This window comes from Paractinoplanes hotanensis (genome assembly GCF_023717965.1).
GTDB classification, from domain to species: domain Bacteria; phylum Actinomycetota; class Actinomycetes; order Mycobacteriales; family Micromonosporaceae; genus Actinoplanes; species Actinoplanes polyasparticus.
This window is the reverse complement of the sequence record NZ_JAMQOL010000054.1, coordinates 98,123-123,225: the sequence shown is the minus strand read 5'-3', so window position 1 is coordinate 123,225 and position 25,103 is coordinate 98,123. Positions and strand designations below refer to the sequence as shown.

Below are 25,103 nucleotides of genomic sequence, written 5' to 3'. Positions count from 1 at the left end.
TGGTGGTACGCGTCGTCGTAGGGCTGGTGATGCCGGATCGAGCATTTCTCTTCCAGACTCTGCAGGGCGGGCCCGACGGCCAGCCCCCACAGCCAGGCGAGCACCATGAGGAAGAGCGACGCCCAGGTGGCATGGCCGAACCAGGCCGGCCGTCGCCGGTCACCGGCGCGCAGACCCCCTGACCATCCGCCACAGACTCCAGCCGGGCAGCGCGAGGACCACCAGGAATGGAGTCAGGGCGGCGGCATGTTCGAGATTCACTTGTCGAGTGCCCTTTCGGTCGCTTCCTGCAAAAACTTGCGCTGGTTGGCCCTCAGTTGGGTGGCCTGGCGGGTCTCCATGCCCATCCGCGGCAGCAGCGCGTCCAGGAAGCCCCGGGACGGGCACACGTTCACGCTCGATCTCGAACCGAGTGACAAGCTCACCGATCTGTCCGTACGGGCGGCCGGCGAGCGCGCCCATCTTCTCTCAGAGTTGTTCCGCCAAGCCGGCGCTGGGCGCACACGGCCGATGAGCCTGGCCAGGATGGGCTGGCTCCGGCCGGCGCCCCGGCTGCGACGATAACCATTACAGTCGCATTCGTGAGCGCAGATCAGGGTCTTGTCCGGGTTTCCGATTCGTTCGGCGTACGCCGTACCCGAGCCGGATCGATCCTCGCGGATGACGGGACGAACTATCAGGTCAAGTGGGATGACACCGATGAGGAAGAGCTTGTCCCGCGGGGCGCCGGCGTTCACGTCGCGACGAGGGGTTCGCTGCGTTTTCTGGCTCTTTCCGACTCCCGGCTGTTCCACGCCGTCTTCGCCCAAGAGCCCCTCGCGGTGGTTCTCCACCTGTTGGCCGAGTCGTCGGTCCCGCTGAAGGTGCGGGAGATCCGGGAGCGTCTGGCCGAGCTCGGTCTGCGGAACGAGACCTGGGCCCGGCACGGGCCCCGCGCGCTGGCGGTTCTGCCCAAGTGGCCAAATGTCGTCCGACGGCAGAAGGGCGACACTCTGGCCTACACTTGGGTGGGGGACGACCTTCCCGAACTTCCGTCAGAGGCCGAGCCTGACCCGGAGCCGGCACCTACGCCCGCGCCTGTGTCGAAGCCCGCTCCTTCTCCCGCCAAGCCGATCGCGGCTGCGACACCGGCCGAACCGGCGGTGCCGTCCGCCGAGCGCCTTCGGCGCCAGATGAGCGCCGCGCGGAGCCTCGGCGAGGTCGCTCGCCTGCTCACGCTTCCGAGAGAGTTCGTGGCTGAGTTGTCACCGGAGGTGGTCGCCTCCGCACTCCGCCGGGTCGCCGCTGAGGATCGGCTGGTCGCGGGCTGGCTCGACGCCCTGACCGCCTCGGGGCCGATCGGTGCGCTGACCGAGGAACTGGCGACGGCCCGGGCGGCGAACGCCGCACTCCAGAACCGGGTCGATGAGCTGGAGGAGTGGTGGACGGCCCTTGAGCAGAGCACCGATCCGGGCGCCGCAATCCGTCAGCCGGGTAGCTGAGGAGCTTCTGGTGCGCCGGCTCTGAAGTGCGCAGGTAGGGCGATCCGCACCGCCTTGATCTTCCCTTGCTAGAACACGCCGATTTCTGTACCCCGGTGGCGCGATGTGGAAGGCTTGGACCTGCTCCCGCTGAAGTCGAAGAGCATCGCCTGGTTGCTGGAGACCTGTGCGATGCTAGCGCCGCTAGGGCGCCCGTGGCGCTTGCTGCCAGAAGGATGCCGCACCACGCCGGTTCAGCACGCCGGCACCGTGTGCTGGCCTGGTTCCGCTTACCCGTGCCAGGGCCGCGAAAGTGCCGGCCACCCAGTTGGCGATGAAGGTGCTGACGTGGGGGAGATGGTCGAGGCCGATGTGTTCGGTGGCGCCTTCCTCGGGGGGTGAAGACCTCGAAAGCACGAGATGAGCTTCGTCGCCCAGATCCGGGCAGAGAACTACGGACGGCTCCTGGCCGAAGGCCTGACCCGCTTCGCCGACCGCTACGGCATCCCCACCGAGGACAACCTCGTCATCTACCTGCTCAGCCGCGGAACCCGCGACCCGGCCCTGGCCCGCAGCCTCGCCAAGGCCATGCACCACTTCTGGCATCACGACACCGAATCCTGCATCCACTTGGCCGCGCCGAAAGTTGAGGCAGCCGCTGCGCGAGCTGTTGCGCGTGGCCGCCGGTTCCGCCGAGACGGCCGCGGAGCTCACGTCGGGCCTGATCGTCTTCCCGGACCGGATGCGCACGAAACGTGGCGCTGACCGGCGCGGCGATCGTCACCGAGCGTCTGGCCGCCGTCCTGGCCCCGGAGCTGGGCAAGGTGGCGGCGAAGAAGTTGCTCGCCCGCGTGACCATGGAGGGCGGCGACGTCAAGGAGCTGCTCGGGGCGAAGCTGGCGAGCGCCCTGCGTCCCGAGGAATATCTCGGCGCCGCAAACGGACTGATCGACCGTGCCCTGGGCCGTTGCAACGGGAAGGCTCCCATGTCGCGTTGACAGTTACAGCGGGGCTCGACAGCGCAATCGTGGCCCTGGCTGCCTGGTTATCGTGAATACGGTGCGGCTGTTGTCGATGGCGACCAGCGTTCACCCGATGAACAGCCACGGGCCGACGTAGGTCTCCCGGCGTCGGCGCAGAGACCGCAGCCGCATCAGGGCCTGGCGGGTGGTGATGCGGACCATGTAAGCGCGGGAATCCCGCACTTGGCACCCGGTCGGCCTCGGCCCACCGGATCCAGGTCTCCTGCAGCACGTCCTCGGCGTCGGCGGCCGAGCCCAGCATCTCGTCGGCCACGGTGAAAAGCAGGTTCGGTTGGCGACGAAGGCCGCGGGCGTCGCCGGTTCGCCCGGCTGACCGCGGTCCTGGCCCCGCGCCCGATTCGCCGGAAAGGTCGAGCTGTCCGCTCTAGCCTGGGGGGACGTCCGCTCGGCGCTGGGAGGGGCTGCATGGGGAAACAGGGTCCGGTCGTAGGTGTGCTGTCGACCTCGTTCGGCGGCTTCTACTACGGCGCGCTCTTGGCTGGCATCCAGGCCGAGGTGGCGGCGCACGGCGGCCGGATCATCGCGATCCAGACGCTGGACGCGGGCACCTTCAACCGGGACTTCCAGGACCCGCCGCCTTTTCCCCACCGGGTGGCCTGGGACTACATCGACGGGTTCGTGACGTTGCTGACCGGTGCCAGCTCGGCCTACCTCCGGGCGGTCCAGGCGACCGGACGGCCCGTCGTTGTGATCAGCGCACGCCCCGAGGGGGTGAGCTGCCCCATCGTCCTGCCCGACAATAAACCGGGCATCCGCGCCGCGATGCGGCATCTGATCGAGCACGGCCACCGCCGGATCGCGTTCGCCGGGCACCTGGGCCAGTCCGACGCTCTGGAACGCTATGAGGCCTACCGCGAGGTCATGGCCGAGCACCGCCTCGATCCGGAGGGGCTGCACTTCGACACCGGTGGCATGCAGGAGAGGGGCGGAGAGCTGGCGGCCGAGGCGATGCTGGCGGCCGGGCTCCCGTCGACCGCGGTGCTGTGCGGCAACGACGAGAACGCCTTCGGCGTCCTGCGGGCGCTCACCGCCATGGGCTGCCAGCTGCCCGCGGACCAGGCCGTGATCGGGTTCGACGACATGATGGGCGGCGCCGCCATCATTCCCAGCCTGACCACCCTGCGGCAACCGCTGGACGACATCGCCCGGCTGGCCGCGAACCTCGCACTGCGGCTGGTGGACGGCGAGCAGGTCCCGGACGAGGAGCACCGGATGCCGGCGCACCTGGTGATCCGCGAATCGTGCGGCTGCCCGGGCCCGCTGGCGCTGGCATCCGAGCACTCCGACGACGGGTCCGACCCCGAGGGGTTGCTGACCGAGATCCGTACGGTGGTCGGCTGCGAAACCCCGTCCCCGTCCTCCGACGCGCGGACGACCGAATTCGAGATGTCGGTTGAGAGCATCGCCTCGACACTCGACGACGCCGCCTCGGGTCTCCCCACGCCGGTCGGTGCCGGGCTGCGCCGGATGCTGCTGCCGGTCGCCCACCGGCTGGTGGACTACGAGGCCGCGGTGGCCGTGATGCGGCTGATCCGCGACCATGGCCGGGCACTGCGGCTCGCGGCCGGCGGCGACCGCACGGTGCACCGGCCGATCGAGGATCTCGTGCACCAGATCTTCGTGGTGCTGGCCCACACGCAGGTGTCGCGCGAGGCGGAACGCGGCCGGTCGGCCATGGCGGCGCTCGGCACCCAGTACGCCGTGAGCATGGAGCTGCTGCGCAGCCAGGAACGGGACCCGCGCTCGCTGGAGTGGCTGCGGGCCACTGACATCCGCGCCGGCTGCCTGGGGCTGTGGCCGGGCCAGCGCAACGCCACCGGCGGTACGCTCGACGTGATCGCGACCTACGACCGGGCGGCCGGGACCACCACCCCGGGCGGCGGCCGGATCAACATCGAGCGGTTTCCGCCGCCCGGCCTGCTGGCGACGGCCAACACTGCCGCCGACGACATGATCTACATCGCCCATCTCAAGGTCGGCGACGGCGACTGGGGCATGTTCGCCCTGGTCGGGCCGGTCCAGGGGGAACTGGCCGAGGGCCGGGAGACGATGAACCAATGGGCGGCCCTGCTCAGCGTCGCCCTGGAACACGAATCGGTCCTCCAGAGCCTGCGCGAGCAGGAGGAAGTGCTGCGGCGGGCCGCCCTCTACGACGACCTGACCGGGCTGCCCAACCGCGGCCAGTTCCGCGACCGGCTGATGCTGGCGATGGACCGGGCTCGGCGCCGGCAGGAATACGGCTACGCCGTCCTCCTGCTCGACCTGGACGGTTTCAAGGTGGTCAACGACAGCCTCGGCCACGAGGCGGGCGACCAGCTGCTCCAAGAGGTGTCCCGCCGGGTCACCGCGGTGCTGCGGGCCAATGAGGTGGCGGCCCGGCTCGGCGGCGACGAGTTCGCCGTCCTGATCGAGGACATCACCGGGCCGGAGGCCCCGGGCGCGGTGGCCGAGCGGCTGCAGGTGGCCGTGGCCGCACCCTGCTGCCTGGGCGACACCGACGTCACCGTCACGGCCAGCATCGGCATCGCGGTCGGTTCCGACAGCTACGTCGACACGCAGGCGGTGATGCGCGACGCCGACGCCGCCATGTACTTCGCCAAGAGCAGCGGCAAGCGCACGTACGCGCTGTTCGCGCCGTCGATGCACGCGTCGGCGCTCGACCGGCTGCGCACCGGCGCGGAGCTGCGGCACGCGATCGACAACGGCCAGCTAGAGCTCTTCTACCAGCCGATCGTGGCCCTGGACAGTGGCATGGTGACCGGGGTGGAAGCGCTCCTGCGCTGGCGGCACCCGACCCGGGGCCTGCTGGTGCCTCCGGTCTTCCTGCCGATCGCCGAGGAGAGCGACCTCGGCACCAAGATCGGTACGTGGGTGCTGCGTACGGCCAGCCGGCAGATCGCGGCGTGGCGCTGTCTGCCCGGCCGCGAGTCGATGCGGATGAGCGTCAACGTCTCCGACCGCCAGTTCCGGCACGGCAATCTGATCGAGGACGTGGTGGAGGCGCTGGCTGCGGCCGACGCCGATCCGAGCTGCCTGGCGGTCGAGATCACCGAGGGCGTGATCATGCGTGACGCCCGGCACGCCACCCGCACGCTCACCGATCTCATCGCGATGGGTGCCGAGGTGCACATCGACGACTTCGGCACCGGCTACTCCTCTCTGGAGGCGCTGCACGACCTGCCGTTCGACGCGCTGAAGATCGACCGTTCGTTCGTATCGCGCCTGGCCGGCAGCCCGCGCAGCCGAGAGCTCGTGCGGACGATCGTCACGATGGGTCTCAACCTTCAGCTCAAGGTCATCGCCGAGGGCATCGAGACCGAGGAGGAGCTCGCCCTGGTCCGCGAGCTGGGCTGCACGCACGGCCAGGGCTATCTGTTCTCCCGGCCGGTGCCGGCCGACGAGATCGAGCCCCTGGTGCGTCGGCCGGGGTCGCTCTTCACGGCCGGGGTCGGTGGCGCACCGGCCGGGTCCTGACCCGACAGCAGATCAACCAGCTGATCTGGAGCCACAGTGAGGAACCTCCAACACCCTCGACGTGCACATCCGCCGGCTACGCAACCGGCTCGGTGGCGACCTGCGCCACCCGCGCATCCTGATCTCCGTACGCGGGCTCGGCTACCGCCTCGACCCGCCGTGACCTGCCCCGCGACGAGACTGCTGTTACGGCTGGCAACCGCCGCCGCGCTTCGATTTTGTGCGCACGGGCTTGGAGTACGTGCCTCGCCGACGCCGTGAAGGCTTTGTGCACCACCTTCTCGACCACGTGGTGGCGCCGGATGGGCGCCTCATCATCGGTAAGACCAACGAGAACCGCGGAGAGTCGCAAGTGGCCGACAGTCTGCGTTCACCAGCCAGCCGCCACCCTTCCGGGGGCCCTGGCGATTCAGCGTTCGATGTGGCCGAAGAAGAGGCTGGCGGGCGAGTCGAGCTCGGGCGAGGTGAAGAAATCCCGGATCGCACCGATGAACTCTCCGCGGCTGATCCGTCCGTCGTCATCGGTGTCCAATTCCAGGAACACGTTCAGCGCTTCGAGGTCCGATACACCCCAAGCCTGCAGGAACACCTTGTACTCCGGCTTGCTGATGGCGTCGTCCGCATCGGCGTCCATCACGTCGAAGACCGCCTGTGGGACCACATCGGCCATGGTGAACCGGCTCCGGTCGGCGCCCGCAGCCTTGTTTGCAACCACGAACTGCTCTTTCGACAGCCGATCGATGCCGTTCACCTGCCGCAGCAGCTCCGACCAGTACATCCGATAAGCGGCTCGCAGCGCATGCGCCCGGCGGTCCTCCGCCACGATGCCGTATCCGCTCAGGTAGCGACCGATCAGCCGCTCATAGTCGTTCCAGTCGACAAATCCGTCCCGGTCGGTGTCGCTGGCCCCAAACAGATAACCCAGCTTCACAGCGATCGGATCATCAGCGCCATCGGTCATCTGCCCAGGCCCCTCCGGGTGCATGATTTGTTAGCAACCTACCCTGAATTGACGAGCGGAGCGTTCACCCCACGCAGTCCTCCTTCGAGGTGGCGCCGACGCCGGGGTGGTCGACGCCGACGTCCCGAAGTGCGAGGCCTTGGTTTCGGCCGAACTGAGATCTGGTCTCGAACAGGGCGATCCGCGCAGGCCCTTGCTCGGCGCTGCCCGTCGTCTACAGTTCTGGCCTCGCCCTGCCCTCTCCTGATAGCGGTACGTAGGTACCAGCGCGCCCTCACTGCGGCAAGAAGCCCGAGGACGTCCAGCTCATCGACCTGCGCCGCCAGCCCGCCGGGCGGTTAAGAAACCGAAGCCTGCGAAGGTCGCAAGCTGTCCGTTCGGGTGTACCGCAGCGGTTACTGGAAGCCGCACGCTTACGGCCCCAAACGCGGCATGCGCCAGACGTCTACATCACCGGACCCTCCGGCGCGCCAATGATGAAGCGACCCGCCCTCGTGAAGGCGCTGTGATAAAGCGCCACAAGGAGAAGCACGCATGAGTTCGCCTTTCCAGCCGCCGGACGACCCGCACCAGCCCCAGTACGGCCAGCAGCCGCCACAGCTCTACGGGCCGCCGCTGCAGTACGGGCAGCAGCCGCCTCCTCAGTACGGCCAACAACCACCTCCTCAGTACGGCCAGCAGCCCCCGCAGTATGCCGCCCAGCAGCCGCCCCCGTACGGCCAGCAGCCGCCCCCGTACGGCCAGCAGCCGCCCCCGTACGGCCAGCAGCCGCCTCAGTTCGGGCCGCCGCCGATGCTGGTTCCCGAGCCCAAGAAGAAGACCGGCCAGAAGCTGAAGTTCGGCCTCATCGGCGGTGGTGTCTTTCTCCTGCTGGTCTGCGTCGGCGCTGCTTTCGCGGGTGGGAACAGCGACAAGCCCGAGGCAAATAACACGATCGGTGTCATCGCCACGACTCAGGCGACCTCCAAGCCCGCTGCCGCCGCGCCGACCGCCACCAAGAAGGCCGCCAAGCCCACCACGGCAGCACCCGCCGAGCCGGTCGACGAGCCCGAGCCTGAGAAGAAGCTGACCGTCTCCCAGGAGAACGCGGTCGACAAGGCCGCCGACTACCTGTCGTACACGGCCTTCTCGCGCTCCGGGCTGATCAAGCAGCTCAAGTTCGAGGGGTTCTCCACCAAGGACGCCACCGTCGGCGTGGACGCCCAGAAAGCGGACTGGAACGACCAGGCCGCCAAGAAGGCCCAGGACTACTTGGACACCAGCTCGTTCTCCCGGTCCGGGCTGATCAGGCAACTCAAGTTCGAGGGCTTCACCACCGCCCAGGCCACCTACGGCGCCAAGAAAGTCGGCCTGTAAGACCCCCCGCCCAACAACCCGCCAGTCGGGAAACCATAGCTGACGCCGCGGCACGACTATGTACGGCGAGACAGCTCGATCAGCGCGGTTGAGAGGCCGCGTGCGTGCACGGGTGAGGGCGCTGACGATCGCGCATCGGTGGCAGTGCCAGGACCGGGTTGTCTCCCTCGGCGATCAGCCCGTCCGCGACGGCCCGCTTGTAGGGGCATCGGAGTGCGGAGATGAAGTGTTCGGCGGCGCCGCGACCGTGCGCAGGGTCCAGGCGGCACCGGTGCGGTGCGGGTTGCGGGGTCCGGTCGTGAGCGGACGGCGGGACGACACCGAGCGAGTTGAGGGTGCGAGCGATCCCGGCGGCGCTGATGCCGGCCAGCCGTTGCGTGAAGATCCATTGGATGTGGCGGGCGGGTCTCAGGGCCTCGCTCGTCAACTTCGGCGCCATGACCGCGTTCCTCGCGCTGCACGTGGCCGTGGTGGTCCACAACCTCGTGCGCAACAAGAGCCGCGACTGGTGGCGCCACCTGGTGGTGCCGGTCACCGGCTTCCTGAAGACGTCGGGAAGCGAGCCCCTGAATCCGCGGTTCCGGTGTTGCCCACGTGCCGTGAGCGCAAGCCGGTGGGCGGAGCTACGTCCCGTCGTGGCATCAACCGGAAACGTTGGCCGCCTAGTCTTCGGACCATGGTGGAGGCGGCGGATCTGCTGGTGCGGACGCTCGGCGAGTGCCGGATCGACTCACCGTTGCCAGGGTTGCTCGATCGGCATGGCACCACCGAGCATTACGTCGACGAGGCAGATCGCGTGCTGTTCGACGACACCCTTGCCATGGTGGGCGAGCGGACCGGCAAGCCGCCGTCGTTTGAGCCCGGCGGTCCGCGGCGCCAGATCTTCTTCGATCCGGCGAAGATCCGGGTGGGCATTGTGACCTGCGGCGGACTGTGCCCGGGACTCAACGACGTGATCCGCGGGCTGGTCCTGGAGTTGACTTCGCATTATGGCGTGTCGCGTATCGTCGGGTTCCGCAACGGCTACCGCGGGCTGGTCGCCCGGCACGGGCACGACATTCTCGAGCTGACGCCGGCCGGGGTGCAGCACATCAACGAGCACGGCGGGACCATCCTCGGCACCTCACGCGGCAACCAAGATCCGGTCGAGATCGTCGACTGCCTCGACCACCTCGGCGTGAACATCCTGTTTGTGATCGGTGGCGACGGCTCGATGCGCGGAGCCCAGCGGATCGCCCAGGAGATCACGACCCGCGAACGGCGGATCGCTGTGGTCGGCGTGCCGAAGACGATCGACAACGACATCCCGTGGATCGGGCACAGCTTCGGGTTCCAGACCGCGTTCGGCAAGGCGACCGAGTCGATCCGAGCCGCGCACATCGAGGCCACGGCCCAGCCCGGCGGCGTTGGCCTGGTACGGCTGATGGGCCGGCAGTCGGGATTCATCGCCTGCTACGCGGCATTGGCCAACAACGACGCCGACTACGTGCTGATCCCCGAGGTGCCGGTCGATCTGGACGGGTTCCTGCCTCACCTGCGGCGGCGCGTACGCGAACGCGGGCACGCGCTCGTGGTGGTCGCCGAGGGCGCCGGCCAGGAGTACCTGGCGGCGGACGGCGCGGACGCCTCGGGCAACCGGCTCCTCGGCGACTTCGGCATCTACTTGCGCGGCCGTGTCCTGTCCGACTTTGCGACGGCCGGGCAGGAAATCAATCTCAAGTACATCGACCCGAGCTACGTGATCCGCAGCGTCCCCGCCAACCCGTACGACAGCGTGTATTGCCTGCGTCTCGCTCAAGCGGCCGTGCACGCGGCGATGGCCGGCCGCACCGAGATGGTGGTCGGCAGCTGGCGGAATCGGTTCGTGCACGTACCGATACCGCTGGCCGTAGCCTCCAGGAACCAGGTCGACCCCGGAGGCGACCTGTGGATGTCTGTGCTGGAGGCGACGGGCCAGCCGACGTCGTTCTCCATCCCGGACCGCGCCGCAGCGTAGGTTTCCGTATCGCAGGCATACACTTCACGAACGAGACAGGCGAAAGAACGGCGAAGATCTGGTCGACGTGGCGGGTCTATGACCAGTACACCTGGCGCGGGGCACTTGCAGCGAATCAGGCTCCGAGTGGGTGGCGCGCTCGCCGCAGGCATCGCCGCACAGGGCGTCATGTCGTTCCTCGAAGCCCGCGCCGGTGTGGTGATCAAAAAGTCTGTCAGCACCCGGTAGGCGCGGCCGTCGCGTACCAGGTACTCGGGAGCGCCGTCCGGCTGCGACCGGACGAACTCGGCCACCGTCGCGCCGGCGCCGTCCAGTTCGGCGACGAGCCCGAGTGTCTCGAACGACCAGAACGCCACTACAGTAGAAGCGCCGCGGCTTTCCATAAGGCTGTCCGCCCGGCGTTCACAAGCCCGAGCGGCGGTCGAGTGCACCGATAGAGACTGCCTGCTGCGGGGCCGGACCGGGTCCGACAGGAGATTCTCGCCCGGCTGGCCGGGCTGATCGGTACGGAAGGGGTGACCCTGGTGCTGATCATGCGCGATGGCTTCCACCAGCGGCTGGCGGCTCTGGCCCATGACCTGAAGGCTGGGGCCACCACAGGAACACCTGGGCGACGTGCGGGAAGTTCAGCTCGGGCGGGGCGGGCAGAACTTGGACGGTGCGTAGTTCGTGCCGGCCCCGGTCGTCGTCGGCAGTCGGCGAGCACGTCGGTGAACGGGCGGTACCCGGGTTCGTCCGGCGTGCGCCCGGACAGGTCGAGATGCGGGTCGGCCTGACAGCTGGCGATGTAGACGGCATCGCCCGCGCCCAGCGCGGCGGCGTGTTCGGTGAAGTAGCTGACCCCGGTCGCGGGCGGCAGGTACTGCCCGATCAGATCGGCCAGTGACGCGGGGAGTGGCATGGGGTGACCAGATCAGCCGACGTCTCGTCCGACCCGTCCCGGTCAGGGGCGCAGCAGGACCTTGACGGCGCGGCGCTCGTGCATCGCCGCGTACCCCTCTGCGGCCCGGGTCAGTGGCAGGTCGAGGTCGAAGACGCGGCCCGGGTCGATCCGCCCCGTCCAGATCAGGTCGATCAGCTCGGGCAGGAAGCGGCGTACCGGTGCGAGACCGCCCTGCAGGCTCACCTGGGCGAAGAACAGCTCGTGGCCTGGCAGCTCGACGTCGTGCGCGATGCCGACGTACCCGATATGGCCGCCGGGGCGGCCACACCGGACGGCCTGCATCATCGCCTCCTGGGTACCGACCGCCTCGATGACCGAGTGAGCGCCCAGCCCGCCGGTGAGTTCCTTGACGCGTGCCACGCCGTCGTCGCCGCGCTCGCTGACGATGTCGGTGGCGCCGTGGTCGAGGGCGAGCTTCTGGCGGGACTCGTGCCTGCTCATCACGATCACGCGGGTCGCGCCGAGTTGGCGGGCGGCGAGGACGGCCAGTAGGCCCACCGCGCCGTCGCCGACGACCACGACCGTTCTGCCTGGACCGGCCTGGGCTGCGGTCGCGGCGAACCAGCCGGTGCCGAGTACGTCGGACGCGGCGAGCAGGGCGGGGATCAGGGCGTCGGGTGGCGTGCCGGGGGTGGGTACGAGGGTGCCGTCGGCGAGCGGGACACGTAGGTGCTCCGCTTGGGCGCCGAGGGAGCCGATGCCGACGCGGTTGATGCACGAGCTCTGGTAGCCGGAGCGGCAGATATCGCACGTGTTGTCGGAGGCGAAGAACGAGCCGACCACGAACTGGCCGGGCTGGATCGTGTGTACGTCGTCGCCGACCTGTTCGACGACTCCGGCGTACTCGTGGCCCATCGGTCGGGGCCACGGGACCTTCTCGATGCCGCGGTAGGGCCAGAGATCGGAACCGCAGACGCAGGTGGCGGTGACCCGGATGACCGCGTCGGTCGGCGTCAGGATCCGTGGATGCTTGCGCTCCTGGACGCGAAGGTCGCCGGGGCCGTGCAGAACGGCGCCGAGCATGGACGCCCTCCGCTCCTCTGTGGTGGGTGGGGGAGGCCCCGGCCGGTGGCGACCGGGGGCGAAGTGGAGTCGGCCGAGGGTGATTTACCAGGGCCAGTCAACAGCGACAGTGTGGTACACGGCGTGACCTCCAATGATTGACTGCAGTCACACATGACTACAGCGCGTCTTCGCATGCATGCAATAAGCAATACTGTTCTGTCGGGTTCGCGACAGAACGCTTGCGGTGACGCTCCGTGGGGGCGCTTATGCCGCACTTCGCGACCGTTGACGTGTTACTGGCTCATGATTACTGTAGTCAACACTCTGCATACTGAAGTGAACTATGGGGGGCCGGCGTGACCAGCTTCGCGGAGAACTTCGAAGGCCTGTCCAGGGACCGCCGCGACGAAGTGCTGCGACGCCTCACCGCGCGACTGGCACGCCCGTCAGGACCCGGCGACCGGATACCGCCCCGTGAACCTGGTGCGTCCTCGCTGCCGCTGTCGTTCCTGCAGGAGCAGCTTTGGTTCGTCGACCGGCTGGACCCCGGTCGCAGCACCTACAACGTCGGCGCGGCCTACCGGCTGCGCGGAGGGGTTGACCTGGGCGCGCTCGCCGCCGGCCTGCACGGCCTCATCCACCGCCACGAGTCGCTGCGCATCCGCCTGCTGGACGGGCCCAGCCCGGCACAGACAGTGACGTTGGAGCACCAGGACGCTGTCCGCGTCGTCGACCTGTCCGGCACCGCGCCTGCCGACCGCGACGCGGTCGCCGCCGATTGGGCCGGGCGGAACCTGCACGAGCCGTTCGACCTCACCGCCGGCCCGCTCTTTCGCGCCGTCATAGTGTTGCTCGGCCCGCGCGACTATCTGCTGTGCCTGGTCATGCACCACATCTGCGCCGACGGCTGGTCGGCGCAGATCCTGATAGGTGACCTCAGCGAGCTCTACGCCGCCGCGGTGGCCGACCGCGCCGCCGACCTCGCGGCGCTGCCGGTGCAGTACCCCGACTTCGCCGTCTGGCAGCGCGACGCGGCCCGCGTCGACGAGTCGGAACGGCAGCTGGAGTTCTGGCAGCGCAACCTCGCCGACCTGCCGGTCCTCACGCTCCCCGCCGACCGGCCCCATCCGCCCGTGCCGTCCGACCGGAGCGACACGGTCGCCGCCACGCTCTCCGGCGCGGTGGTGCGCGACCTCGCCGAGTTGTCCCGCCGCCACGGGGCGACCATGTTCATGACGCTGATCGCCGCCTTCGACGCGGTGCTGGCCCGCTACACCAGTCAGGACGACATCGTCATCGGCACCACCACAACCGGCCGCTCCCGCCCCGAGCTGGACGGTATCGTCGGGCACTTCGTCAATATGGTGACGCTGCGGACCAGCCTGTCCGGCGACCCGCCGTTCGAGGAGATCCTCGGGCGGGCCAGGCAGACCATCCTGGACGCCTGGCGTCATCAGGACGTCCCGTTCGAAAAAGTGGTGGCCCGGGTCCGCCCGGAGCGAGACCCGGGACGGCACCCGATCTTCCAGGTCGGCCTGCAGTTGCTGCCCGGCAACGCCTCCGGCAGCGCGCTGAGCCTGCCGGACGTCGACGTGTCGCTGCTGGACACCGGTCCGGACACGCACCCGTTCGACATGTCGATGACGGTCACCGAGATCGGCGATCAGCTCGTGATCAACGCTGACTACCGGGTCGAGATCTATGACCGGTCCCGCGTCGAACGGTTCGTCGGGCACCTCTGCGCCGTCCTGCACGCGGTGGCCCGTGACGCCCGGCTGCGGCTCTCCGAGCTGCCTCTGCTGTCTCCTGTCGAGCGGGAGCAGGCCCTCGAAGCCTGGCAAGGACCACGGCGGCCGTACTGGGCGGAGCCGATCCAGCAGCAGATCGCCGCGCAGGCGCGCCGTACCCCGCTGGCCGTCGCGGTGCGCCACGGCGAGACCGAGTACTCGTACCGGGATCTGCTGGCCCGCGCGGACGAGCTAGCCGCGCGGCTGCACGCCGCCGGGGTGGCCGGCGAGGAGGTCGTCGCGGTCGGCCTTCCCCGCGGCGCCGACGTAGTGATCGCCTTCCTCGGCATCCTGCGGGCGGGCGCGGCTTTCCTGCCACTCGACCTCGGGCACCCGCCCAACCGGATCGCCTACCAGCTGGCCGACAGCGGGGCGAGGTTCGTCGTCACCCGCAGCGATCTGGCGAGCCGCCTGCCCGAGCCGGCCGGCTGGCGTCCCGTGCACCTCGACGCCCAGGACGACCCCACCGCGGGCCGCTCGGCCGGCACGCCCACCGCGGCGTCGCTGGCCTACCTGCTCTACACCTCCGGATCGACCGGCAACCCCAAGGGCGTGCTCATCGAGCACGGCGCACTGTCCAATTTCGTGTCCTGGATGACGTCGGTCTTCGAGCTCGGACCCGGCGACCGGATGATGCAGTACGCCGCCTTCACCTTCGACCTGGCCGAGGGCGAGGTCTTCGCCGCGCTGAGCTCGGGCGCGACGCTGGTCATCGTCCCGGACGCGACCCGCAACGACCCCGCGTCGCTGACCGGGCTGATCGACCGGGAACGGATCACCTACCTCGGCGCGCCGCCCGCGGTGCTGAACCTCATCCCGCCCGGCGCGCACCCCTCGCTGCGCAACATCCTGGTCGGCGGCGAGGCGCTGCCCGGCGACCTGGTCAACCGTTGGCGGACCGCGGGCCGGCGATTCGTCAACGGGTACGGGCCGACCGAGGTCACCATCGGGTGCAGCTATTACGCCTGCGAGCACCAGGACTGGCACGCCCAGCCGCCGATCGGACGGGCCATGCCCAACCGCTTCGTCTACATCCTCGACCGCTGGGACCAGCCGGTGCCGGTCGGTGTGCCGGGCGAGATCGTGGTGGGCGGGGTCGGCCTCGCCCGTGGCTACCTCAACGACGACGAGCTGACCCGGGCCCGCTTCGTGCCCAACCCGTTCCGCCCCGGCGAGCGGATGTACCGCACCGGCGACCTGGGCGAGTGGAACGATGCCGGGCAGATCCAGTTCCTCGGCCGCATCGACGGGCAGGTCAAGCTCCGCGGCATCCGGATCGAACTGGCGGAGATCGAGACCCGGCTGGCCGGGCACCCGGACGTCAGCCGGGCGGTCGTGCTGCTGCGCTCCGACCTACCGGGTGGGCCGCGGCTGGTCGCCTACGTCGTACCGGACAAGCGGGTGCCCGCCGAGAGTGAGCTGCGCACCCACCTCGCCGCCGACCTGCCGGCCACCTCCGTGCCGGGCAGCTTCATCGTCCTCGACGCGCTGCCGCTGACCTCGATCGGCAAGGTCGACCACCGGGCGCTGCCCGCACCCCGGATCACCGCGGGCCGGGCTGCGCAGACCCCGCTGGAGCAGCGGCTGTGCGCGCTGTTCGCCGAGGTGCTGGAGGTGGACACGGTATCGGTGGACGACAGCTTCTTCGACCTGGGCGGCTACTCACTGCTCGTGGTCCGGCTGCTCGAGCGCATCCGCACCGACTTCGGCCGGCAGCTCGAGGTGCGCCTTCTGTTCGACACCCCCACGGTAGCGGGCCTGGCCCGACATCTCTCGGGGGCGAAGGACGCGCCGGAGCAAGCCCCGCCTGCGCCCGTGCCGGTGAAGGCCCAACGGCGCTACCCGCTCTCCTACGCGCAGCGCCGGCTCTGGTTCCTCGCGCAGCTCGAAGGACCGAGCGACACCTACAACGTCCCGCTCGCACTGCGCCTGCACGGCCGGCTCGATGTGCAAAGCCTGCGCCGGGCGCTCGCCGACGTGGTGGAGCGGCACGAGTCGCTGCGGTCCATCTTCCCCGCCGTCGATGAAGAGCCCTACCAGGAGGTCCTCACCGATGTACAGCCGGCGCTGGAGGTGCGGGAGACCGCGCCCGGCCAGCTGGACGCCGCGGTCCGGGGGGCCGCCGCCACGCCGTTCGACCTCGCCGCGGAGCCGCCGGTGCGGGCGTTCCTTTTCCCGGCCGGGGTGGACGAGCACGTGCTGGTCCTGGTGCTGCACCACATCGCCTGCGACGGATTGTCGCTGAGCCCGCTGCTCGACGACCTCGCCACCGCCTACCGGGCCCGCACCGCGGGCGAGGCGCCGTCGTGGGCACCGCTGCCGCTCGCCTACGGCCAGCACGCGGAACGGCAGATCGCCGTCCTGGGCCGCCTCGACGACCCGGACAGCCGGATGGCGGCCCAGGTCTCGCACTGGCGCGCCGTGCTCGACGGCCTGCCGTCCGAGACCACACCACCGGCCGACCGGGCCCGGCCCGAGGACGCCAGCTACCACGGCGACCTCGTGACGCTGGAGCTGCCCGCCGAGGCGTACACCCGCCTCGCCGGGCTCGCCCGCGACCGCCGCGTATCGATGTTCATGCTGGTCCACGCGGCCTTGGCCGCCCTGCTCACACGGCTCGGCGCGGGCACCGACATCGTCCTCGGCACGCCGTCCGCCGGCCGGGCCGACCGCGAGCTCGACGGTCTCGTCGGGTTCTTCGTCAACACCCTGGTGCTGCGCACCAGCACGGGCGGCAACCCGGCCTTCACCGAGCTGCTCGACCGGGTGCGCGAGGCCGACCTGACCGCGTACGCCCACCAGGACGTCCCGTTCGAGGTGCTGGTCGAAGCGCTGAACCCGCCGCGCTGCCCCGGCCGGCATCCACTGTTCCAGGTCATGCTGCAGGTCGGCGACGGCGGGGCGGGCACGCTGCCGCCGCTCGGGGAGCTGCGCGTCGAGCCTGAGCTGATCGACCTGCACGTGGCCAAGTTCGACCTGGTCGTGGGCGCGGAGCCGGATGCGGCGGGCGGCATGCTGCTCTCCGCGGAGTACGCGACCGATCTGTTCGACCGCGCGACGGCGTACGCCTTGCTGGAGCACCTCGCGGCCGTGCTGTCCACCGTGGGCGCGGCCCCGGAGGTGCGGCTGCACGACATCGAGCTGGTCACCGGTGAGCAGCCGCCCGCGCAGTCCGGCCCGGTGCGCCCGCTCACCGACGAGACCCTGCCGGACCTGTTCGAAGGGCAGGCCGCTCGTACCCCGCACCGCGTCGCGGTGACCGGGGCGGGGCGCGAGCTGACCTACGCCCAGCTGGACGACGGCGCGAACCGGGTGGCGCGGCATCTGACCGCCGCCGGGGTGCGTGCCGGTGACGTGGTGGCCGTCGCGATCCCGCGCGGCGCCGACCTGGTGCTCGCCGTGCACGGCATCCACAAGGCCGGCGCGGCCTACCTGCCGATCGACGACGAGCTGCCCCCGGGACGCGCGGCCCTGATGATCCGCGACTCCGCGGCGACGCATGTGCTGACCGTCACGGGCGTGCCCGTGCCGGACTGCTCCGTACCGGTGACCGTGCTCGACGACCCGGCGGTGCACGGGCAGCTGGCCCAGCTTCCCGCGGACCGCCCCTACCGCGCGCTGTCCCCGCACAGCCCCGCCTACCTGATCTACACCTCGGGCACCACCGGGGAGCCCAAGGGCGTGCTGGTGCCGCACCGGGCGATCGTCAACCGGCTGCGCTGGATGCAGGAGTCCTATCCGCTCGGCGAGGACGACCGGGTGCTGCACAAGACCCCGGCGGGCTTCGACGTGTCGGTGTGGGAACTGTTCTGGCCGCTGCAGACCGGCGCGACGCAGGTGATCGCGGAACCCGGCGGGCACCGCGATCCGCGCTACCTCGCCGGCCTGATCCGTGAGGCAGGGGTGACCGTCGCGCACTTCGTCCCGTCGATGCTGCGGGTCTTCCTGGACGAGCCGTCAGCGCGTGCGCGCACCGGGCTGCGCCGTGTGTTCTGCAGCGGGGAGGTCCTGCCTCCCGACGTGCGCGACCGGTTCCTCGAGCTGTTCGACGCCGAGCTGCACAACCTCTACGGCCCGACCGAGGCGGCCGTCGACGTGACCGCCTGGCAGTGTCTGCCGGCCGCGTCGGGCGAGCGGGTGCCGATCGGGCGACCGGTCCCCAACAGTGCGCTCTACGTGCTCGACCCCTGGCACCGGCCGGTGCCGGTGGGCGCGGTCGGCGAGCTCTACATCGCGGGCGTCCAACTGGCAACCGGCTACCACAACCGGTCCGCGGAGACCGCGGCGCGGTTCCTGCCGTGCCCGTTCGGTGAGCCCGGGTCGCGCATGTACCGCACCGGGGATGTCGCCCGGTGGCGTCGCGACGGCAACCTGGACTACCTCGGCCGGGTCGACCACCAGATCAAGATCCGCGGCCTGCGGATCGAGCCCGGCGAGACGGAGAACGTCCTCGTCCGGCACCCGGCGATCACCGCTGCCGCGGTCGTGCCGCGCGGCGAGGAGCTGATCGGCTACGTCACGGTCAACCACGACACCGCGCCGGTGCTGCACAACCTCGCGCAGGCCCGGCGAACCGGCCGGATCCGGCCGGAGTGGGAGCAGACGCTGGCGAACGGGCTGACCGTGGCGGCACCGAATCAGCGGGAAGCGGCCTTCCTCTATCGGGAGCTGTTCGCCGGCGACCGGCAGGGTCCGGACCTGGCGCTGCCGGTCGCGCCGTGCGTCTTCGACGTGGGCGCGCACGTCGGGCTGTTCTCGCTCGCCGTGCACCGCGCCTATCCCGGCGCCACGATCCACGCCGTGGAGCCGGTGCCCGAGCTGGCCGACATGCTGCAGGCCAACGTCGACCTCTACGAGATGCCGGTGCGGCTGCACCGCGCCGGCCTCGCGGACCGAGCCGGCGAGGCCACCTTCACCTACTATCCGCAGCTGTCCATCATGTCCGGCCGGTTCGCCGACCGGGAGCAGGAGGAACAACTTCTTCGGGCGTACGTGGGGAAGCAGCCGGGCGATGAGGCGGACCTGGCCGAGCTGCTCGGTGACCGGTTGCGTGCCGAGACCGTCGTGGCGCCGCTGCGCACCCTCTCCGACCTGATCGACGAGACCGGGGTGCCCCGGATCGACCTGCTCAAGGTCGACGTGGAGAAGAGCGAGCTGGACGTGCTGCTGGGCGTCCGCCCGGAGCACTGGGCGAGGATCGGGCAGGTCCTGCTGGAGGTGCACGACCAGGAGGATCGGCCGGCCCGGGTACGCGAGCTGCTCACCGCCCAGGGCTTCCAGGTGGCCGAGACCGTGCAGCCGATGCTCGCCGGGACCGGACTGCTCACCGTGCACGCCACCCGGCCCGCCGCGGGCGGCACGGTCGCCCCGGCCGCGCTGCCGCCAATCTGGTGCGATCCCGTCGAGTTCGAGGGCGAGCTGCGCACCGCCGCCGCCGAGACCCTGCCGCCCTACGCGGTGCCGCGGGCGATCGTGCTCATGGACCGCTTCCCGATGTCCCGCAACGGCAAGCTCGACCGGGCCGCCCTGCCCCGCCCACCCCGCCCACGGTCGTCCTCGCGTGGCCCCGGGTCGCCGCGCGAGGAGCAGATGTGCGCGCTGTTCGCCGAGGTACTCGGCGCCACCGCGGTCGGGCCTGACGACAGCTTCTTCGACCTGGGCGGGCACTCCCTGCTCGCGGTGCAACTGGTCGGGCGGATCCGCGCCGCAACCGGCGCGGAGCTGGGGGTGCGCGACGTGCTCGCCGCCCCGACCCCGGCTGGCCTGCTGGCCCGGGGCGAGGGAGCAGGTCACGACGCGCTCGGCACTTTGCTTCCGCTGCGGGCGGCCGGCGACCGGGAGCCGCTGTTCTGCGTCGCACCGTTCTCGGGGCTGAGCTGGTCCTATGCCGGGCTCGCCGGGCACGTGCCCGCCGGGCGGCCGGTCTACGGGTTGCAGTCGCGCCTGCTCCGGGAGGCCGTGGACGGCTCATTCCCGGGCATCGCCGACCAGGCCCGCGAGCTCGTCAGGGAGATCCGCACGGTGCAGCCGCACGGGCCGTACCACCTGCTGGGCTGGTCGTTCGGCGGACTGCTCGCTCAGGCGGTGGCCACCGAACTGCGGCGCGCGGGCGACGAGGTGGCGCTGCTCGCGCTGCTGGACGCGTACGCCATCGCGGGCAGCGGCCCGGCGGCCGAACCACCCACCCCGGCCGAGACGTTCGCCATGCTCACCGGGCAACCGGTCGAGGAGGCACGGCCGATGGCCGCGCTGCCGCCCCTGCCCGAGCTCGCCCGCGCGGTTCGCACCGCAACCCCCGCCTTCGCCACGCTCGACGACGACGAGATCGAGGCAGTGGTGCGGGTCTCGCTCGGCAACATCGAGGCGATGGGTCGGCACGTGCCCGAGCGGTTCGACGGTCCGGTGGTGGTGTTCACGGCGTCCGACAAGCCCGCCGACGCGCCGGGCGCGGAGGTCTGGGAGGCCCACGCCGAGCGGGTGGAGCGCCACGAGGTCCGCGGGGACCACTGGTCGATGACCGGACCGGATGCGCTCGCCGAGGTGGGCGCGGTACTGCGGGAACGGCTGGCGTCCTGAGCGCCGGCTGCTACCGCGCCGGGACGACGTACGTGGCCTGGGCGGTGACCGCGAGCAGCGGGGCGTCCAGGACAACCGCCGCGGTGTCACCCGCCTCAGGGACACTGCGGCTCACGACCCGGCAGATCAGGTCGACCGTGCGGGTGCGGGTGCGCTGCCGGGTCAGCGTCGCGTGGAACTCGACGACGTCGCCGGCGCGCAGCGGTGCGTGGAACTCCACCATCGAGTACGCGCCCAGCAGCCCCTCGTCGCCGTCCAAGGTGATGGCCAGGTCGGTCACCACGTCGCCGAAGCAGGACAGCGCGAACGCGCCGTTGACCAGGTCGCCCGCGTAGTGCACGTCGGCGCGGGAGACGTAGCGGCGGTGGACGACAGCGGGGGGCTCGGACACGGCAACCTCCGTCGGTCAGGGCGCGTCGAGGCGCGCGAACTCCACATCAGGCGCGGCGCCGTGGAAGGCGGCCATCTCGGCGGCGCGGCCGGCGATCCGTTCCCGGTCGGCGGCGGTCAGCGGCACGAAAGCCTCCACGGTCACCCGGACCCGGGAACGCCGGACGACCCGCCGCCACATGCCTGCGACGACACCGTCCACGAGCAGGACGTTCTGGGCCACGGCGCCCTCGTAGCGGCCACGGCCGTGCTGGAAGATGCGCTCGCAGCGCGGCCGTGGCACGACCCGGTCACGCAACCCGCAACCGAGGACGTACGGGTCGTACTGCGGCAGCAGCCATACGCCGTCCGGGTCGTCGTCCCACTCGATGTCGTCGTCGGCCGGTACGAGCCCGGGCGTGCCCGCCACGTCCACGGTGGTGAACCGGTCGGCGAGTTTCTCGAGCAGCTCCCGGGCCTGCCCGGTACGCATGGCGAACCACCGACCGACGTCGGCCGCCGAGACCGGGCCGTAGGCCGCGGCGTAGCGCAGCACAGCGTCGGCCAGCGCGTCGCCCAGGTAGGGCCAGCTCCCGGCCGCGGCCCACTGGTCGCGGCGGGCGAACGACACCTTGGTGCCGGCGCTCGGCCCGAAGCACAGGATCCCGCGGTAGGCCGCGGGCGCGAGCATGTCTCCCCAGTGCGACATCATCGGCTCGCGGATCTGCGGGCCGAGCCGCTCGGTCACCGCGGCCGCGAGCTCCTCCCGGGAGAGCACACGGCCGTCCAGAGCATCCGCGATGGCGGTGAGCACCCCAGTGCCCTGAGCCTCGTCGAGCCCGAACTGCCGGTGCCAGTGCCGCGCCTCGCCGCTCGGGTGGTCGAGCATCGCGGTGGCCCACAGCGGCTGGTCGCCGGCGGTCATCAGGTGCAGCGTTCCCCGGATGCTCCACGCCTTGACCAACTGCCGCTGCTCCCAGATCAGCGAGCGCACCTGCTCGACGGTGCTCGCGCCGGCCCGGACACCCAGCGCCCACTCGGCCGCGCCCATCACCTGAGCCTGGATACCGCAAACCGAGCGGGCCACCTCGGGCAGCCGGTCGACCGGCCCGGGTTCGAGCAGGCCGCTGCGGCGCAGGCGCCGGCCATGCACCTGGGCCCAGGAGAGCGACCGGCTCACGCGGCGGTGCGCCCGGCGTCGTCCGCGCCCAGCGACTCCGCGACCAGCGCGATGAGGACGGCGAGGGTGGGCCGGCGCAGGAAGGCCTCGGCGTCCAGCGCGATGCCGAACACGGCGTTGGCCCGGGTGACCAGCCGGAGCAGGTGCAGGCTGTCGGCACCTGCCTCGAAAAGGTCGGCCTCCGTGTCCGGCGGGACCTCGCCCAGCACCGGCACGGCCACCTCGGTGGCCACGAGCACGATCAGGTCGTCCATCACTCCACCCCGGAATCCGTCGTGGCGGAACGCAGTTCGGCGAGCAGGGTCGCCTGGTCGCGCACGGTCGGCTGCTCCAGCAGTTCCATGACGGGCACCGGGGCGCCACTGAGCGCGGACAACCGGGTGGACAGGACCGCCAGCAGCATCGAATGCCCGCCCGAGTCGAAGAAGTTGTCGGTGGCCGCGCGGGGTGGGGCGCCGAGCAGATCCTCCCATACCGCGGCGACCGCCTGCTCGTCCGCGTTCATGCCGGACTCCGCCTCGGTGGCCCGCCCGCCCGGCTCCCCCGCGGGGAGCGCGGTAAGATCCACCCCGTCCTGGTTACGCGGGATCCTCTCCAGCGCGGTGACTTCCGGTACGGCCGCCGCCACGACGCGCTTGCGCAGGGCCGCCACGACCGACGCGGCTTCCACGTCGCGTCCGGCGACGTACGCCCGGAAGCCGGGCGTGACCACCGCCTCGGCCACATCGGGCAGCTCCAGGATCAGGTCGCGCAGCTCGCCCGGATGCACCGGCACACCCCCGACCAGCCGCAGATCCGCGGCCGCGCCGAGCACCTCCAGCTGCCCGTCGTGCCGCCGGCGGGCGTACCGGCCGGTTGTCGCCCCGTCGAGGTACAGCTCGCCCCACGCACCCTCGGGCACCGGGCGGCCGTCGCGGCGCACGCTCACCCGTACCCCGGGCAGCGGCGCGCCGACGGAGTTGGGCACGTCCGCGGCGGTCCCGGTGCGCCGCAGTGTGGCCGGGCCGCCGGAAGGCGCGTGCAGCAGGCCGTGCCATGTCCCGGCCGGCAGCTGCCCCGCGACCCCGTCCGTCTCACCGAATGCGACGAGGGTGATCCCGCCGGGATCGGGTCGCCCGGCGAGCAGCCAGGCCGGGGCGAAGGCGTGCGTCGGCGCGACCTCGGTCAGCAGCGCCCCGAAGCTCGCGAGGTCGGTGATGACGAGCTCGCCCCCGTGCAGCAGGCAGGCGGCCAGTGCGGAGGTGACCAGCAGGCTGTCCGGTGCGCCTGCCACCAGGGCGCGGCGCGGCGCGCCGACCCGGTCGGTGAGCGCCCGCGCGGCCCGCAGCGCCGGCTCGGACGGACCGGCAGAGCGGCGGCGCAGCTCCCCGTAGGACGTCACCTCGTCGCCGCAGCGGATCGCGGGCGCCTCGGCGGGCACCCTGTCCAGGTCCCAGCGGACCGCGACGGGCTGGGCCACGACCGGCTCCGGATCGCCGGCCGGCAGGTCGACGACGGGCCGGTCGGGTTCGCGCAGGCACACCTCGACGAGCGCCCAGAACCGCTCGGCAAGGGCCCGCACCGACTCCTCGTCAAGGATGTCGTCGTTGTAGGGCCACTGCGCCTGCAGCGCCGCCGGGCCGTGCGTGACGTTGATGCCCAGGTCGTACTCGGTGCCCTCGGACTCCAGCGGGAACAGCTCGCCGGTCAGGCCCGCGGGGGCCAGCGACAGCTCGGCCGCGGTCTGTGGCACATAGGAGTACGACGCTTGGTAGAGCGGCGGGACGCCGGGCTCGCGGATCGGGTTGAGATCCTGCACGAGCTGCTCGTAGGGCAGGTCGTGCCGCGCGTACGCCCCCAGGGCGTGTTCGTGCTCGCGCTCGATCAGGCTGCGTACGGTGTCGTCGTCGCGGATCTCGCACCGCATCGGCAGCACGTTGACGAAGTAGCCGATGAGGTTCTCGGTCTCGACCAGGGTGCGCTCGCCGCGCGGGGAGCCGAACACCACGTCGGGTTGACCGCTCTGCTGCCAGAGCAGCAGCCGGTAGCAGGCCAGCAGCAGGATCGACGGGGTGGTGCGCAGGCGGCGGGCCAGGGTGGACACCAGCTCGGCCAGGCCGGGTGGGGCGGTGGAGTAGAGGAACCGGCCGGTGCCCCGGTGCCGGGCCGGGCGGGGGCGGTCGCAGGGCAGGGCCAGCCGGTGCGGCGCTCCGGCGAGCCGGGTGCGCCACCAGGCGAGCAGCTCGGCCATCCGCCCGCGCTCGGTGGTCCGGCGCTGCCAGATGGCGTAGTCGGCGTACTGGATGGGCAGCGGGGGCAGCTCCGCGACGGTGCCCCCGCACCGCAACTCGTAGCGGTTCCAGAGATCGCGGAGCAGGAGCTCGCGCGACGGCACGTCCGCGATCGCGACGTGCTGGTTGACCACCAGCACGTGGTCGTCGTCGCCGAGCCGGTAGACCCGGATCCGCAGCGGCGCCTCGGTGGTCAGGTCGAAGCCGTCCCGCGTCATCGCCGAGGCCAGCTCGGCGCACCGTGCCGGGTCGGGACCGGGCTCCTCGACCGCGAAGTCGACCGTCGTGGCGGGCAGCACCCGCTGGGCCGCAGCGCCGTCCACCTCCTCGATGATCGTGCGCAGCGACTCGTGGCGGGCGACCACGTCGGCGGCCGCAGCCTCCAGGGCGGACAGCCGCAGCGGGCCGCGCAACCGGATCGCGGTCGGGAAGGCGAAGATGTCGCGCCGCCGGTAGAGCCGCTCCAGATACCAGAGGCGCTCCTGGGCGTAGGAGAGCGGGGCGGGCGCGCCCGGATCGGTGCGCGGTTGCGGACCGCGCGTCTCGACGCGCCGTGCCAGCTTCTCGGCGAGCGCGGCCCGGCGTTGCCGGGGCAGCTCGGCAATGCGGTCGCGCAGGGTCTGGGGGGCCGGTTCCGCCATCGCCATGGGCTGCCCTTCGCTGTGAGAAGACCGGGTCTACCA

The 25,103-nt window shown here is 71.1% G+C and carries 15 protein-coding genes and 1 pseudogene; 8 read left to right on the top strand and 8 right to left on the bottom strand.

From position 1 onward, the window contains the following. Positions 1-257: 257 nt before the first annotated feature. Positions 258-425 carry a hypothetical protein gene (locus LXN57_RS36900; protein ID WP_251802855.1) on the bottom strand — a complete coding sequence of 56 codons (168 nt, stop codon included), beginning with the start codon at positions 423-425 and terminating at the stop codon, positions 258-260. Positions 426-581: 156 nt separating this feature from the next. Between LXN57_RS36900 and LXN57_RS36895 the strand changes: the two genes are divergently transcribed. The 5 genes and pseudogenes from LXN57_RS36895 to LXN57_RS36870 all read left to right on the top strand — a co-directional run. Then, positions 582-1,481 carry a hypothetical protein gene (locus LXN57_RS36895; RefSeq protein ID WP_251802854.1) on the top strand — a complete coding sequence of 300 codons (900 nt, stop codon included), beginning with the start codon at positions 582-584 and terminating at the stop codon, positions 1,479-1,481. A 399-nt stretch (positions 1,482-1,880) separates the two neighbouring features. Further along, positions 1,881-2,225, top strand: a complete 345-nt coding sequence (locus tag LXN57_RS36890; protein WP_251802853.1) for a hypothetical protein — start codon at positions 1,881-1,883, stop codon at positions 2,223-2,225. After that, positions 2,216-2,458 (top strand): hypothetical protein, encoded by a 243-nt coding sequence (locus tag LXN57_RS36885; protein ID WP_251802852.1) that lies wholly within the window; start codon positions 2,216-2,218, stop codon positions 2,456-2,458. Before LXN57_RS36890 ends, LXN57_RS36885 begins: the two co-directional genes overlap by 10 nt. A gap of 450 nt (positions 2,459-2,908) precedes the next feature. Further along, the gene (locus LXN57_RS36875; RefSeq protein WP_251802851.1) at positions 2,909-5,977 is read left to right on the top strand and encodes an EAL domain-containing protein; all 3,069 of its coding nucleotides are present in this window, start codon (positions 2,909-2,911) and stop codon (positions 5,975-5,977) included. A gap of 55 nt (positions 5,978-6,032) precedes the next feature. After that, positions 6,033-6,140, top strand: a pseudogene (locus LXN57_RS36870) (winged helix-turn-helix domain-containing protein); the annotation flags it as partial. Positions 6,141-6,386: 246 nt separating this feature from the next. Here the strand turns inward: LXN57_RS36870 and LXN57_RS36865 are convergent. Next, positions 6,387-6,938, bottom strand: a complete 552-nt coding sequence (locus LXN57_RS36865) for an EF-hand domain-containing protein (protein WP_251802849.1) — start codon at positions 6,936-6,938, stop codon at positions 6,387-6,389. Between the two features lie 534 nt (positions 6,939-7,472). Between LXN57_RS36865 and LXN57_RS36860 the strand changes: the two genes are divergently transcribed. Next, the gene (locus LXN57_RS36860; protein WP_251802848.1) at positions 7,473-8,294 is read left to right on the top strand and encodes an Ltp family lipoprotein; all 822 of its coding nucleotides are present in this window, start codon (positions 7,473-7,475) and stop codon (positions 8,292-8,294) included. A gap of 79 nt (positions 8,295-8,373) precedes the next feature. Here the strand turns inward: LXN57_RS36860 and LXN57_RS36855 are convergent, their stop codons facing one another. Beyond that, positions 8,374-8,733, bottom strand: coding sequence for a recombinase family protein (locus tag LXN57_RS36855; protein ID WP_251802847.1), 360 nt, complete (start codon positions 8,731-8,733; stop codon positions 8,374-8,376). 69 nt (positions 8,734-8,802) lie between these two features. Here LXN57_RS36855 and LXN57_RS36845 point away from each other — a divergent pair, with 69 nt between their 5' ends. Further along, positions 8,803-10,290, top strand: coding sequence for an ATP-dependent 6-phosphofructokinase (locus tag LXN57_RS36845; protein ID WP_251802846.1), 1,488 nt, complete (start codon positions 8,803-8,805; stop codon positions 10,288-10,290). A 943-nt stretch (positions 10,291-11,233) separates the two neighbouring features. Here LXN57_RS36845 and LXN57_RS36840 read toward each other — a convergent pair. After that, complete coding sequence (locus LXN57_RS36840; protein ID WP_251802845.1) at positions 11,234-12,256, bottom strand: zinc-dependent alcohol dehydrogenase family protein; 1,023 nt, start codon at positions 12,254-12,256, stop codon at positions 11,234-11,236. A gap of 338 nt (positions 12,257-12,594) precedes the next feature. Between LXN57_RS36840 and LXN57_RS36835 the strand changes: the two genes are divergently transcribed. Next, positions 12,595-20,601 carry a non-ribosomal peptide synthetase gene (locus LXN57_RS36835; protein ID WP_251802844.1) on the top strand — a complete coding sequence of 2,669 codons (8,007 nt, stop codon included), beginning with the start codon at positions 12,595-12,597 and terminating at the stop codon, positions 20,599-20,601. A gap of 10 nt (positions 20,602-20,611) precedes the next feature. Here the strand turns inward: LXN57_RS36835 and LXN57_RS36830 are convergent, their stop codons facing one another. The 4 genes from LXN57_RS36830 to LXN57_RS36815 are packed head-to-tail and all read right to left on the bottom strand — an operon-like array spanning position 20,612 to position 25,067. Continuing rightward, on the bottom strand, positions 20,612-20,992 hold the full coding sequence (locus LXN57_RS36830) for a hotdog domain-containing protein (protein ID WP_251802843.1): 381 nt from the start codon (positions 20,990-20,992) through the stop codon (positions 20,612-20,614). 15 nt (positions 20,993-21,007) lie between these two features. Further along, a complete protein-coding gene (locus tag LXN57_RS36825) occupies positions 21,008-22,150 on the bottom strand; it encodes a winged helix DNA-binding domain-containing protein (RefSeq protein ID WP_251802842.1) in 1,143 nt (380 codons plus the stop codon). Next, positions 22,147-22,404 carry an acyl carrier protein gene (locus LXN57_RS36820; RefSeq protein ID WP_251802841.1) on the bottom strand — a complete coding sequence of 86 codons (258 nt, stop codon included), beginning with the start codon at positions 22,402-22,404 and terminating at the stop codon, positions 22,147-22,149. Before LXN57_RS36820 ends, LXN57_RS36825 begins: the two co-directional genes overlap by 4 nt. Beyond that, positions 22,404-25,067, bottom strand: coding sequence for a condensation domain-containing protein (locus LXN57_RS36815; protein WP_251802840.1), 2,664 nt, complete (start codon positions 25,065-25,067; stop codon positions 22,404-22,406). The genes LXN57_RS36820 and LXN57_RS36815 overlap by 1 nt, the downstream gene beginning before the upstream one ends. Positions 25,068-25,103 lie beyond the last annotated feature (36 nt).